Source organism: Ancylobacter sp. 3268 (genome assembly GCF_031456575.1).
GTDB lineage: Bacteria > Pseudomonadota > Alphaproteobacteria > Rhizobiales > Xanthobacteraceae > Ancylobacter.
The window spans coordinates 115,640-128,687 of sequence record NZ_JAVDUX010000008.1; the positions used below are offsets into that span (position 1 = coordinate 115,640).

General features: G+C 66.8%; 13 protein-coding genes and 1 pseudogene. 6 read left to right on the forward strand and 8 right to left on the reverse strand.

Going from position 1 to position 13,048, the window contains the following annotated elements:
• Window positions 1-423: 423 nt before the first annotated feature.
• A pseudogene (locus tag J2X65_RS13225) lies at window positions 424-635 on the forward strand (N-acetylglucosaminyltransferase); the annotation flags it as partial.
• Between the two features lie 135 nt (window positions 636-770).
• On the opposite strand, the gene J2X65_RS13230 reads toward J2X65_RS13225, so the two are convergent.
• The 3 genes from J2X65_RS13230 to J2X65_RS13240 form a co-directional block, all read right to left on the reverse strand.
• Window positions 771-1,070, reverse strand: coding sequence for a hypothetical protein (locus tag J2X65_RS13230; RefSeq protein WP_310201686.1), 300 nt, complete (start codon window positions 1,068-1,070; stop codon window positions 771-773).
• A gap of 158 nt (window positions 1,071-1,228) precedes the next feature.
• Window positions 1,229-1,555, reverse strand: coding sequence for a DUF2934 domain-containing protein (locus tag J2X65_RS13235; protein ID WP_310201688.1), 327 nt, complete (start codon window positions 1,553-1,555; stop codon window positions 1,229-1,231).
• 98 nt (window positions 1,556-1,653) lie between these two features.
• Window positions 1,654-2,556 (reverse strand): LysR family transcriptional regulator, encoded by a 903-nt coding sequence (locus J2X65_RS13240; protein WP_310201893.1) that lies wholly within the window; start codon window positions 2,554-2,556, stop codon window positions 1,654-1,656.
• Between the two features lie 147 nt (window positions 2,557-2,703).
• On the opposite strand from J2X65_RS13240, the gene J2X65_RS13245 reads away from it, so the two are divergent.
• The 5 genes from J2X65_RS13245 to J2X65_RS13265 are packed head-to-tail and all read left to right on the forward strand — an operon-like array spanning window position 2,704 to window position 7,399.
• The gene (locus J2X65_RS13245) at window positions 2,704-3,678 is read left to right on the forward strand and encodes a tripartite tricarboxylate transporter substrate binding protein (protein WP_310201690.1); all 975 of its coding nucleotides are present in this window, start codon (window positions 2,704-2,706) and stop codon (window positions 3,676-3,678) included.
• A 14-nt stretch (window positions 3,679-3,692) separates the two neighbouring features.
• Window positions 3,693-4,139, forward strand: a complete 447-nt coding sequence (locus tag J2X65_RS13250; protein WP_310201693.1) for a tripartite tricarboxylate transporter TctB family protein — start codon at window positions 3,693-3,695, stop codon at window positions 4,137-4,139.
• A gap of 16 nt (window positions 4,140-4,155) precedes the next feature.
• Complete coding sequence (locus J2X65_RS13255) at window positions 4,156-5,655, forward strand: tripartite tricarboxylate transporter permease (RefSeq protein ID WP_310201695.1); 1,500 nt, start codon at window positions 4,156-4,158, stop codon at window positions 5,653-5,655.
• 52 nt (window positions 5,656-5,707) lie between these two features.
• Window positions 5,708-6,472 carry an HpcH/HpaI aldolase/citrate lyase family protein gene (locus J2X65_RS13260; RefSeq protein ID WP_310201697.1) on the forward strand — a complete coding sequence of 255 codons (765 nt, stop codon included), beginning with the start codon at window positions 5,708-5,710 and terminating at the stop codon, window positions 6,470-6,472.
• A gap of 36 nt (window positions 6,473-6,508) precedes the next feature.
• Complete coding sequence (locus J2X65_RS13265) at window positions 6,509-7,399, forward strand: 2-hydroxy-3-oxopropionate reductase (RefSeq protein ID WP_310201699.1); 891 nt, start codon at window positions 6,509-6,511, stop codon at window positions 7,397-7,399.
• Between the two features lie 72 nt (window positions 7,400-7,471).
• Here the strand turns inward: J2X65_RS13265 and fghA are convergent, their stop codons facing one another.
• The 5 genes from fghA to J2X65_RS13290 all read right to left on the reverse strand — a co-directional run bounded on the left by fghA (window position 7,472) and on the right by J2X65_RS13290 (window position 12,973).
• On the reverse strand, window positions 7,472-8,308 hold the full coding sequence (gene fghA, locus J2X65_RS13270; protein WP_310201894.1) for an S-formylglutathione hydrolase: 837 nt from the start codon (window positions 8,306-8,308) through the stop codon (window positions 7,472-7,474).
• A gap of 11 nt (window positions 8,309-8,319) precedes the next feature.
• Complete coding sequence (locus J2X65_RS13275) at window positions 8,320-9,447, reverse strand: S-(hydroxymethyl)glutathione dehydrogenase/class III alcohol dehydrogenase (protein ID WP_310201701.1); 1,128 nt, start codon at window positions 9,445-9,447, stop codon at window positions 8,320-8,322.
• Between the two features lie 181 nt (window positions 9,448-9,628).
• Window positions 9,629-10,798, reverse strand: coding sequence for an amino acid ABC transporter permease (locus tag J2X65_RS13280; RefSeq protein ID WP_310201703.1), 1,170 nt, complete (start codon window positions 10,796-10,798; stop codon window positions 9,629-9,631).
• Window positions 10,799-10,801: 3 nt separating this feature from the next.
• The gene (locus J2X65_RS13285; protein ID WP_310201705.1) at window positions 10,802-11,908 is read right to left on the reverse strand and encodes an ABC transporter permease subunit; all 1,107 of its coding nucleotides are present in this window, start codon (window positions 11,906-11,908) and stop codon (window positions 10,802-10,804) included.
• Between the two features lie 51 nt (window positions 11,909-11,959).
• Window positions 11,960-12,973, reverse strand: coding sequence for an amino acid ABC transporter substrate-binding protein (locus J2X65_RS13290; RefSeq protein ID WP_404977707.1), 1,014 nt, complete (start codon window positions 12,971-12,973; stop codon window positions 11,960-11,962).
• Window positions 12,974-13,048 lie beyond the last annotated feature (75 nt).

The window sequence follows — 13,048 nt, forward strand, 5'->3', positions numbered from 1 at the left end:
TTTCACATAGCTAGCAAAATTTCTTTTCGATTTCGCCTGCTTCTAAAGACAAAGGCGTGAGGAGCCGCCCTCACTGTCACCAATCGGCCACGGTACTCGTGATATCGTTGGCCGCGCTGCGTCAACTTATGCGGGCATGCGGTTGTCGCATGGCCGGTCTGCTCTTGGTGCGGGGTTCAAAGCCCTCATGCGGCAGCGTTTGCGCCGGTCCGCCGCAGTTGTCGTGGGGCGGGGCCCACAGGTGGCGTCGGGCGCGGCCCGCCGCGGCGAAGCTGATTGAAAGCGCCGCGATGCACGCACCGGACGGCTCGCCTATCCATGTCGAGATGACGAAAGAACCGGAGATCCGCGTCATGGACCGCGGACCGCTATCGCGCCGGCCGACCGGGGCGGATTCCAGCGCTTCTCCGGCGTGTGCCGGCGCCGTTCGGCAATCCGCGCAGCGGCTACGTTTCCGCCCCCGGTATCTGCAGCCGAAGCGCCCGCCATAGCCTGGCGGCGCGGTCACGCCTTCCTGCCGGAGCCTCGATGCACGGCGCGTCGCAAGCCGGCTACACAGCGGACCGGGCACCCCGTGCATCGGTTACCACTATGCGGTCCGCGCAGAAGCGCTCAAGGAGATTGGCGACCTCGGCCGACGACGCCGTTGAGCGGAGCCGTGATCCGGCAAGGAGCGTGCGGGTTACGATCCCCGTATCGGTCATCATCCGGTCCGCAGAGCGATGGCCGGAGGCGACCATCGGACCATGAGGACGAAGCGGAAGGTCGGACTATTCGGCTGGTCCTGAGCGTGCGCCGTCTCGTGTCCGCCCCACGCCGGCGGCGATGGCGGCATAGTCGAGCGCGGAGCCGTCGCGCTCCATCGCGCGCCGCAGGAAGCGTATCGGGAAGCGGATGGCTTCCCGATTGGCTTCGCTCATGCCCGGCGCGCGCGACGAGATGCCCGCCTCGGCGCAAGTGAGCGCCTGGGCGATCTCGTCGCCGGTCATCACCCCCTTGCGCTGGAGCGCTTCGCACAAGGCGGCCAGGGCGAGCAGCGTGCCTTCCATCTGCAGATTGGCGGTATTCATGCCGGTTCCTCCTCGTCGTTTCTTGGGATGGATGGCCACCGGCGGCTACCCGCTTCCAGCCACGCCATCAATCCGCATAAATTAGTGCGAGCGGTGGCGCAGGGCCAATACTTCCTGCCGGGCGCGCGGCGCCCGGCACTGCGGCAATGGGGCTGTTGTCAGTCTTCCAGCTTCGCTCCGCTGAGCCCGCTCATCGCTCCCTCGCGATCGGCTGCCGGCGAACGCTTGCCCCGCCGCTTCGGAGGAACTTCGAGAGTGCGGCGGATGGTTTCGATTTCGCTGACCGGCTCGTGCTCCTGGCTCTCCATGGCGACATTGGGATCGACCTCCGGACGCGGGGATGCCGCTGCCGCATTCGACGCATCCTCGGCGGCAATGAGTTTCTCGGCCTCGAACCAATAATGTTCGGTACGGTCAGAGGGACAGCCATCCGCTTCCCAAAGCCGGTACGCCTGCTCACGGATGCGGTCCTCGCGTTCGTTCATTGTTTCCTCCTGTCCAGGCTGCCAACGTAACGTTCGTGGGAGGGCGGCCGTTCCGGGGCAGAAGCGGAATCGGCCGTAAGCGAGCCACGCGCTCGGCCTCAGCCCGGAGGGATCGCGTCGGCGAGATGGTCAAGCGTCCGGCACAGTGTCGCGATGGCCGGATTGGTGTTGGCCGGGCGCCAGACCGCGTGCAGTTCGACGGGGGCGGGTGCATCGAGCGCCAGCGGACGCAGGACCACGCCCTCAAAGCGCAGGTTGCGGGCGGCGCGCGGCACCAGGGCGAGCCCGATGCCCGCCTTGACCAGGCCGAGGATCGAATGCACCTGGCTGATGTGCTGGGCATAGTGGGGCGTAATCGCCGCCGAGGCGAACAGCGTCGCGACGAGGTCATAGAAATAGCGCGCCTCATAGGGCGAGTAGGTCACCATCGCCTGCCTTTCGAGGTCCGCAAGCCGGACCTCCGCCGCGGTGGCGAGCGGGTGATCCTCCGGGGCCGCGAGCAGCAGCGGCTCGCGTACCACGCAGAACGACTGAAGCTCGCGCCGGTTGAAGGTGGGCCGCACCAGCCCGACGTCGATCCGCCCGGCGGTGAGCGATTCGAACTGGTCGGTCGAGACCATCTCCTTCAGCACCAGGTCGATGTCCGGCGCTTCGGCGCGGAACGCCTTGATGAGGCGCGGCAGGAACTCGTAGCCGGAGGCGGCGGTGAAGCCGAGGGTGAGGGCGCCGGCCTCGCCGCTGGCGGTGCGCCGCGCCGCCAATGCCGCGCCCTCGGCGAGGCGCAGCAGCCGGCGCGCCTCGGGCAGAAAGTTGTGGCCCGCCCGCGTCAACGCCACAGAGCGGCTGGTGCGTTCGAGCAGGCGCACGCCCAGCGCATGCTCGAGCAGTTGGATCTGCCGGCTGAGGGGCGGCTGGGTGAGATTGAGGCGTGCGGCGGCGCGGCCGAAATGCAGCTCTTCGGCGACGGCGACAAAGCAGCGTAGGTGGCTGAGCTCGAACATCGATCCAAAAATGGCATCAATCAATGCCAAGAACAACTCATTGTGGCATCGAACCTAACCTAGATTGCTGCTTGGAGGCTCACCCTGGCCTCCCAACGATCCAAGAGGCGCAACGACGCCCTTCGCCCCTTTTTGGAGGAAACGCCAATGAGCCTTCGTCTCTTCAAGGCGGCTGCCGCCGCTCTCGCCCTTACGGCGCTCGCGCCGTCGCTGGCATCCGCCCAGTCGTTCGACCGTCCGGTCCGCATCGTGGTGCCCTTCGCGCCCGGCGGCACCTCGGATATTCTCGCCCGCCTCATCGCGCCGAAGCTTTCCGAGGCAGTCGGCCAGCCGGTGGTGGTCGAGAACAAGCCTGGCGCCGCCGGCAATATCGGCGCCGACGCCGTCGCCAAGGCACGGCCGGATGGCCACACGCTGCTGCTGATGGATATCGGATCGCTCGCCGTGGCGCCGAGCCTGTTCCCCGACCTCTCCTATAATGTCGAGAACGACCTCGCCCCGGTCGGCATGGTGATGTTCGGTCCGTACGTGCTGGCGGTGAATCCCTCGGTGCCGGCCAAGAACATTTCCGAGCTGGTCGCCTATGCCAAGGCCAATCCCGGCAAGCTGGCGGTGGCCAATTCCGGCGTCGGCGCGCTCAACCACATCACCGCGGTGGCTCTTGCCCGCGATCTCGGCATCGAGTGGAAGAACGTGCCCTACAAGGGCGGCGCCGCCGCCTCGCGCGCCGTGGTGTCCGACGAGAGCAACGTGATCATCAACGGTGCCACCGCGACGCTGCCCTTCGTCACCAACAAGCAACTGGTCGGCATCGCCGTGACCGGCGACGAGCGGCTCGCCGCGCTGCCCGACGTCCAGACCTTCAAGGAAGCCAAGCTGCCGCTCGACGATGCCGGCACCTGGCAGGGCCTGCTCACCACCGGCAAGACGCCGCCGGAAGTGGTCGCCAAACTCAATGCCGAACTCAACAAGATCCTCGCCATGCCGGAGATCCAGGCCAAGGTGGCCGAGCAGGGCGGCTCGGTTCGTCCCGGCACGCCGGAGGCGGTGAAGACCTGGCTGACCACGAACATCAAGAGCTGGGGCGACATCGTGCGCGCCGCCGACATCAAGACCAACTGAGCCGGGCGCACGCCATGACCCGGCGCTTCGACTGGCCGGACCTGTTGTTCGGCCTCTTCCTCATCGCGGTGGCGGCGGGCACCTTCGCCGCCACCTGGCGGCTCGCCGGCGGTACCGCGGCGGATATGGGGCCGGGCTACATGCCGCGCGCCATTGCGCTGGTGCTGCTCGGTTTCGGCCTGTTCTTCACCGGGCGGGGGCTGGCGCGCTCCTATGCCGGCATCGAGCGGGTGCAATTGCGGCCGATCCTCGGCGTTGGCGCCTCGGTCGGTGTGTTCGCGCTGCTGATCGAGAGCGCGGGCCTGGCGGCGGCTTCCTTCGCCGCCATCGTCATCGCGGCGGTGGCCAGCCGCGAGAGCCGCTTCTTCGAAGTCATCCTGTTCGGCCTGTTCGTCTCCGCCGCTGCGGTCCTTCTCTTCGTGAAGGCACTCGCTCTGCCGGTGGCGATCTGGCCCTGGTGAGCAGTGCAGGCACGCCATGGAACTGTTCGACAACCTCCTGCTCGGCCTCTCCACCGCCCTGCAGCTGAACAACCTGATCTATTGCCTGATCGGCGTGGTCATCGGTACCGCCATCGGCGTGCTGCCGGGGATCGGGCCGATCCCGACCGTGGCGCTGCTGCTGCCCTTCACCTTCGGGCTGGAACCGGCCTCGGCGCTGATCATGCTCGCCGGCATTTTCTACGGCGCGCAGTATGGCGGCTCGACCACGGCGATCCTGGTCAACGTGCCCGGCGAGACCTCTTCGGTCGTCACCTGTCTCGACGGCCACGAGATGGCTAAGCAGGGCCGCGCCGGCCCGGCGCTCGCCATTGCGGCCATTTCCTCCTTCTTCGCCGGCACGGTGGCGACGGTGGTGATCGCGGTGTTGAGCCTGCCGCTGGCAGCGCTCGCCCTGAAGTTCACCGCGGTGGAATATTTCAGCCTGCTGGTGCTCGGCCTGTTCGCGGCGGTGATCCTCGCCCATGGCTCGGTGGCGAAGTCGCTGGCCATGGTGTTCCTCGGCCTGCTGATCGGCACGGTGGGCATCGACGTCAATTCCGGCATCGCCCGCATGACCTTCGGCGTTCCGGCGCTGGCTGACGGCCTCGACTTCGTGCCGGTGGCGATGGGCATGTTCGGCCTCGCCGAGATTATCGCCAATCTGGAGCGGCCGGAAGTGCGGCAGGTGGTGAGCCAGAAGCTGCGCGACCTCATTCCCTCGCGCGCCGACCTCAAGGCGGCATTTCCCGCCATGCTGCGCGGCACCGCTATCGGCTCGGCGCTCGGCGTGCTGCCGGGCGGAGGAGCGGCGCTGCCGCCCTTCACCGCCTATGCGCTGGAGAAGAAGCTGGCGAGGGACCCCTCGCGCTTCGGCAAGGGCGCCATCGAGGGCGTCGCCGGGCCGGAGGCCGCCAACAATGCCGGCGCGCAGACCTCGTTCATCCCGCTGCTGACGTTGGGCATCCCGGCCAACGCGCTGATGGCGCTGATGATCGGCGCCTTGATGATGCAGGGCATCCAGCCCGGCCCGCAGGTGATGACCGAGCAGCCGGAACTGGTCTGGGGCGTCATCGCCTCGATGTGGACCGGCAATTTGATGCTGCTGATCATCAACCTGCCGCTGGTCGGGTTGTGGGTGTCGATGCTGAAGATTCCGTATCGGCTGTTGTTTCCCGCCATCGTGCTGTTCTGCTGCATCGGCACCTACGGCATCTCCAACAGTGCCTTCAATGTCTGGCTGATGCTGGGCTGCGCGGTGGTCGGCTACTTCTTCATCAAGGTCGGCGTCGAGCCGGCGCCGCTGCTGCTCGGCCTCGTGCTGGGGCCGCAGCTGGAGGAGAATTTCCGCCGCGCCATGCAGCTTTCCGACGGCGATCCGTCGGTGTTCCTCACCCGTCCGATCAGCGCCGTGCTGCTGGGCGTGGTCGCGGTGATGCTGCTCGCCATGCTGTCCCCCGCCGTGCTGAAGACCCGCAAGCAGGCTCTCGCCGAATAGAGCGCCCGCTTCGCTTCCACCTGTGTTGCCCTTACTCCGAAAGGACCTTCCCGTGGACCTGCCCGTCAATCCCTTCAAGCGCGCCATCCTGGCCGGCCAGCAGCAGATCGGCTTCTGGAACTCGATGGCGAGCACCACCGCCACCGAGATCCTCGCCGGTTCCGGCTTCGACTGGCTGCTGCTCGACGCCGAGCACGCGCCCAACGACGTGCCGGGCATCATGGCGCAGCTTCAGGCGATGGCTGGCGACACCACGCATCCGGTCGTCCGCATCCCGGTCAACGATCCGATCGTCATGAAGCGCTATCTCGACATCGGCACCCTCAGCTTTCTGGTGCCGATGGTCGAGACGGTGGCGCAGGCGCAGGCGGTGGTGGCGGCCACCCGCTTCGCGCCGGACGGGGTGCGCGGCTTTGCCGGCGCTTCGCGGGCGACGCGTTTCGGCCGGGTGAAGAACTATCACCAGCGCGCGCATGAGGAGCTGTGCCTCCTCGTGCAGATCGAGACGCAGCAGGGCCTCGACAATCTGGAGGCCATCGCCGCGGTGCCGGGCATTGACGGCCTGTTCATCGGGCCGGGCGACCTCTCGGCCGATCTTGGCTATCTCGGCGATCAGGGCAACCCGGTCATCGTCGAACTGATCGAGAAGACGATCCACCGCATCGTCGCCGCCGGCAAGCCGTCCGGCATCCTCACCGGCGACGAGACGCTGGCGCGCCGCTACATGGCGGCCGGCTGCACCTTCACGGCAGTCGGCATCGATACCGGCCTGCTCGCGCGTTCCACCGAGGCGATCGCCAGGAAATTCAAGGCGTAAGCGTCGCTTGTTTCCGAACGACATGAGGATTTGACGATGGCGAATGTAGGATTTGTCGGTCTTGGGATCATGGGCCACCCGATGGCCGGGCACCTGATCGACGCCGGTCACACGCTGTATCTGTACGACATCAAGCCGGTTCCGGCGGAGCTGACCGGCAAGGGCGGCATCGCCTGCGCCAACGCCACCGAGGTGGCGAAGAACGCCGACATCATCATCACCATGGTGCCCGATACCCCGCATGTCGGCGCGGCGCTGTTCGGCGAGGGCGGCATCGCCGCCGGCCTGACCCCGGGCAAGATCGTCGTCGACATGTCCTCCATCGCCCCGGTGGAGACCAAGGAATACGCCCGGAAGATCAACGAACTCGGCTGCGACTATCTCGACGCCCCGGTGTCGGGCGGCGAGGTCGGCGCCAAGGCGGCGTCGCTGACCATCATGGTCGGCGGCCCGGAGAAAGCCTTCGAGACGGTGAAGCCGCTGTTCGAGAAGATGGGCAAGAACATCACCCTGGTCGGCGGCAATGGCGACGGCCAGACCACCAAGGTGGCCAACCAGATCATCGTGGCGCTGAACATCCTGGCGGTGTCGGAAGCGCTGTTGTTCGCCTCCAAGGCGGGGGCGGATCCGGCCAAGGTGCGGCAGGCGCTGATGGGCGGCTTCGCCAATTCGCGCATCCTGGAAGTGCATGGCGAGCGGATCGTCAAGCGGACGTTCAATCCCGGCTTCCGCATCGAGCTGCACCAGAAGGACCTGAACCTGGCGCTGAACGGCGCGCGGCAGCTGCAGATGGCGCTGCCGGCCACCGCGGTGGCGCAGCAGCTGTTCAGCGCGGTGGCGGCGCAGGGCGGCGCGGCGCTCGATCACTCGGCGCTGGTCAAGGCGCTCGAGCTGCTCGCCGGCCATACCGTCGCACCCGATGCGTGAGGCGCATCGTCGCCGGCGGCGGAGAAACGCTGCCGGCGATCTCGTCATCCGCTTTCAGGGACCGGACCGGCTCTACAGGCCGAGCCGCTTGGCGTGCCAGGCGATATGGTCAGCCATGAAGGTCGAGATGAAGAAGTAGGAGTGATCGTAGCCCTCGCGCAGGTTCAGCGTGAGGGGGATACCGGCCGCCTTGCAGGCATCGTCCAGCAGTTCCGGGCGCAGGCCGGTCTTGAGGAACGGATCGGCCGCCCCTTGGTCCACCAGCAGTTCCGGGAAGCGCTTGCCGTCCTCGATCAGTGCCACCGCATCGTAGCTGCGCCAGGCCAATTCGTCCGTGCCGAGATACTTTTCCAGCGCCGGCCGCGACCAGTCCGCCGTCGAGGGTTGCACGATCGGCGCGAAGGCCGAGCAGCTCTTGAAGCGGTCCGGATGCTTCAGCGCGATGGTCAGCGCGCCGTGCCCGCCCATGGAATGGCCGAAAATGCCCTGCCGGGCCATGTCGGCGGGGAACTCGGCGGCGATCAGCGCGGTGAGTTCCTCGACGATGTAGGAGTACATCCTGTAGTTCGCGGCATAAGGCTCCTGCGTCGCGTCGAGATAGAAGCCGGCGCCGGAGCCGAACTGCCAGTTGTCCGGCTCGTCGGGCACCATCTCGCCGCGCGGGCTGGTGTCGGGCGCGACGATGATGACGCCGTCACGGGCGGCGGCGGCGCGGTACTCGCCCTTTTCCATGACGTTGGCATGGGTACAGGTAAGGCCGGACAGATACCACAGCACGGGCACCGGGCCGTTGGCGGCCTGCGGCGGCACGAACACCGCGAAGGTCATCGGCGTGCCGGTGACCTTTGAGTCATGACGGTACACGCCCTGCACGCCGCCATGCGACTTCGCCTTGGAGACGGTCTCCATCGCCGCCGCCATCAGTAGATCACCACGGAGCGGATCGACTTGCCCTCGTGCATCAGGTCGAACGCGGTGTTGATCTCGTCGAGCGGCATGGTGTGGGTGATCAGGTCGTCGATGTTGATCTTGCCCTCCATGTACCAGTCGACGATCTTCGGCACGTCGGTGCGCCCGCGGGCGCCGCCGAAGGCGCTGCCGCGCCAGTTGCGTCCGGTGACCAGTTGGAACGGACGGGTGGAGATTTCCGCCCCCGCCGGCGCCACGCCGATGACGATCGAGGTGCCCCAGCCGCGATGGCAGGCCTCCAGCGCCTGGCGCATGACGTTGACGTTGCCCGTGCAATCGAAGGTGAAGTCGGCGCCGCCGTCGGTGAGGTCCTGGATCGCCTGCACCACCTTGTCGTTGCCGACCTCGGTGGGGTTGATGAAGTCGGTCATGCCGAACTTCCTGGCCATGGCGACCTTGGCCGGGTTGATGTCGACGCCGATGATCTTGTCGGCGCCGACCATGCGGGCGCCCTGGATGACGTTCAGCCCGATGCCGCCGAGCCCGAACACCACGACATTGGCGCCCGGCCAGACCTTGCCGGTATAGACCACCGCGCCGATGCCGGTGGTGACGCCGCAACCAATGTAGCAGATCTTGTCGAAGGGCGCGTCCTCGCGGACCTTGGCCAGCGCGATCTCCGGCAGCACGGTGAAGTTCGAGAAGGTCGAGCAGCCCATGTAGTGGAAGATCTCGCCGCCCTGTCCGCCCGTGCGCTCGCAGGAGAAGCGCGTGGTGCGGTCGGGCATCAGGCCCTGGCCCTGGGTGGCGCGGATCGAGGTGCACAGGTTCGAGCGCTGCGACAGGCAGGTTTTGCACTGCCGGCATTCCGGCGTGTAGAGCGGGATGACATGGTCGCCGACCTTCAGCGAGGTCACGCCGGCGCCGATCTCGCGCACGATGCCGGCGCCCTCATGGCCGAGGATCGCCGGGAACTTGCCCTCGGAATCGAGGCCGTCCAGCGTGTAGGCGTCGGTGTGGCAGACGCCGGTGGCCATGATTTCGACCAGCACTTCGCCGGGCTTCGGCCCGCCGATCTCGATGGTCTCGATGGTCAGGGGCTTCTTGGCTTCCCAGGCGACAGCGGCGCGCGACTTCATGGAGCGGCTTCTTTCTCTTCTCGATGGCAAGGCAAAGGGGATCGTCTTGCGCCATTGATAGGGGATGTCGCCGCGGTCATCCATCCCCTGTGCGCCGGCCGCCCACATGCCGAAGGTGCGCCACGTGAGCGCGGCCTTGTGGGCATCGCGGGGTGGTCGCCTGAATGCCGAAGCGGCGCGTTCAGTGGCTGGCGCTGCGGATCCGCCGCTCGATCCTGAGGCTGAGCAGCGACATCGCATAGCAGCAGACGAAGAAGATCAACGCGGCGAAGACATAGCCCTCGCGGCCGAGACCGAGCCAGTTCGGATCCTTGATTGACTGGCCGACGATGCCGAGCAGATCGAACAGGCCGATGATCGATACCAGCGTGGTGTCCTTGAACAGGTCGATCACCGTGTTGACGATGCCCGGCACCACCAGCCGGAACGCCTGCGGCAGCACGATCAGCCGGTGCGCGCCCCAGAAGCCCAGCCCGATCGCCGCCGCCGCCTCGTACTGCCCCTTGGGTATGCCTTGCAGCCCGGCGCGGATGATCTCGGCGAAATAGGCGGCGACGAACAGCGACAGGCCGATGATCGCCCGTACCAGCCGGTCGAAGGTGACGCCTTCCGGCAGGAACATCGGCAGCATCACCATGGCCATGAACAACACGGTGAGCAGCGGCACGCCGCGCAGCATCTCGATGAAGGCGGTGCAGCTCCAGCGGATCACCGGCAATTGCGAGCGCCGCCCTAAAGCGAGCACCACGCCGAGCGGCAGCGCCAGCACGACGGTGGCGAAGGTGAGGATGATGTTCAGCGAGAGCCCGCCCCACTGGTCGGTCGGCACGAAGGGCAGCCCGAACACGCCGCCGACCAGCAGCACGGCGGCGACCGCCGGGCACAGCGTGACCAGCAGCATCACCGCAAGCGTGCGATGGGAATTGCGCGGCCACAGCGCCGCTGCCGCAAAGCCGGCGAGGACAAGCAGCGCCAGATCCACCCGCCAGCGCTCGGACAGGGTGTAGCGGCCATAGACGAACTGCTCCAGCCGGTCGGCGACGAAGGCCCAGCAGGCGCCGGCACCGCAGACGCTTCGGTTGGGGCCTTCGAACACGGCGTCGAGAAACGCCCAGCGAAACAGCGGCGGTAGCGTCAGCCCCAGCAGGAGCAGGGTGAGAACCGTCAGCGTGCCCATCAGCGGCGAGCTGAACAGGTTGGCGCGCAGCCAGCGGCGCGTTCTCTCCGTGGCCGTCGCGCCGCTCCTGAACGCCTTACCCACCGATCGCTTGGTTGCGGCATCCTTGCCCGTTCCAACGATGGCCGCTCCGTCGATGATCGCAGCGCCGGCTCCGGCAGTGTTCTCGGTCATGGCTCAGCGTTCTTTCAGGGCGACGCGTTGGTTCAGCTGCGCAAGGGCGGCAGAGGCGGCAAGGTTGATCATCAGGAACACGCCCATCACGATCACCATCACCTCGATGGCGCGGCCAGACTGGTTCAGCACCGTGCCGGCGAAGATCTGCACGATTTCCGGATAGGCGATGGCGGCGCCGAGCGAGGAACTCTTGATCAGGTTGAGATACTGGTTGGTCATTTGCGGGATCATCAGCCGCAATGCCTGCGGGAGTACCACCAGGCGCAGGGTCAGCCATGGCTTCAGTCCGAGGCTGCGCGCCGCCTCGACCTGGCCCTTGCCGATGGCCTCCACCGATGCCCGCACGATCTCGGCGATGAAGGCGGCGGTGTAGAGCGACAAGCCGGCCCACAGCGCCACCAGCTCCGGCGGCAGCACCATGCCGCCGACGAAGTTGAAACCCTTCAGCGCCGGCAGGCTCCAGCCATCAACGCTCAGGACGAGCGCAAGGAGCAGCAGCGGCGGGATCAGCCAGAACAGCCCGCTCCGATGCGATTCCGGCGCAAGGTGGCGACGGGCGAGCGGCACCAGCGCGAGGCTGGCGAAGAAGGCGATGATGAGGGCGCTGCTCCAGGGACCGCCAACGGGCGCCGGCAGGAACAGGCCGCGTATGTTGAGAAAGGCGATGTCGCCGAAGGACAGGCTCTGCCGGGCCAGCGGCAGCAATTGCAGCACGCCGACATACCAGAACACGATCTGCAGCAGCTGCGGCGTGTTGCGGACCAACTCGACGATGGCGCCCGAGACGGTGGAGAGGAGCCAGTTGGGCGACAGGCGCAGCACCCCGAGACCGAGGCCGAGCACGGTGGCGGTGACCACGCCCAGTGCCGACACAAGGAGCGTATTGGCGAAAGCGGTCACCAGCGCCAGGAAGTAGGTGTCGGTCGGCGCGAAGGACAGGATCTGGAACGGCATGCTGAAGCCGGCAGCGCTTCCGAGGAAGCCGAAGTCGAGCTCCATGCTGCGGCGGGCGAGGTTGCTGGCGGCGTTCTGCGCGAACCAGCCGATGACGAGGCCCCCGATGAGGACAGCCACGCCCTGCAGCAGCAGGGCGTGGGGGGCTTTCATCGGCCAGAGCGAAGAACCGCCTTTACGCGACTTTCCGGCCATTCGCGGATCTCAACGGAACGGGAGCGGGTAGTGCAGGCCGCCCTGGTTCCACAGATTGTTGATGCCGCGCGGCAGGCCGAGCGCCTTGGGGCCGAACGAGGCGTCGTAGATCTGGCCATAATTGCCTACCGCCTTGATGGCGCGCGCGAAAGCCTCGTTGTCGAGCCCGAGCTTCTTGCCGAAATCGCCTTCCAACCCGAGCAGGCGACGCACGAAGGGGTCGTTCGAGCTCTTCTTCTCGTCGACATTTTCCTTGGTGATGCCGAATTCCTCGGCCGTCTTCAGCCCCGCATCGACCCAGAAGACGATGTCCGACCAGCGATAGTCGCCATCGCGGGTGTGGATGCCGAGCGGCTCCTTGGAGATCACTTCCGGCAGGATCACCCAGTCGTCCGGCACCTTCATCGTCGAGCGGGCGGCCGCGAGCGAGCCGGTGTCGTCGGAATAGCCGTCGCAGCGTCCGCTTTCCGCCGCGGCGAAGGCCTCTTCCGACTTCTCGAACAGCAGCGAGTTGATCACGGTGCCCTTGGAGCGGGCGAAGTCGGCGATGTTCAGCTCCAGCGTCGCGCCGGTGAGCATGCACATGGTGGCGCCGCTGAGCTCGGCGGCCGTGTTCACGCCGAGGCTCTTGCGCACCATGAAGCCCTGGCCGGCATAGAAATTCACCGCCACCTCGGTGAGGCCGAGATCGATGTCGCGGGCGAAGGTGAGAGTGGAATCGCGCACGAGCACGTCGATCTCGCCGGATTGCAGCACGGTGAAGCGCACCTTGGCGGTGGTGCCGACATATTTCACCTTCGCGGGATCGCCCAGCACCGCTGCCGCCAGCGCCTTGCAGTAATCGACGTCGAAACCCTTCCACGCGCCGCTGGCATCCTGGAAAGCGAAGCCGGGAATGCCGGCATCGACGCCGCAATTCAGCTCGCCGCGCTTCTTGATGGCCTCGACCGTCGGGCCGGGGGCGGGGATGCTCTGGGCCATCGCGGAGGTGGCGATGAGCACGCCTCCGGCAAGCAATGCCATGGTCTCGAGAAGAATACGGCGGGCTTTCGTCACGGCGGCAATCCTCTGGAAGGTTGGAAAGGTCTTGTTTCTTGG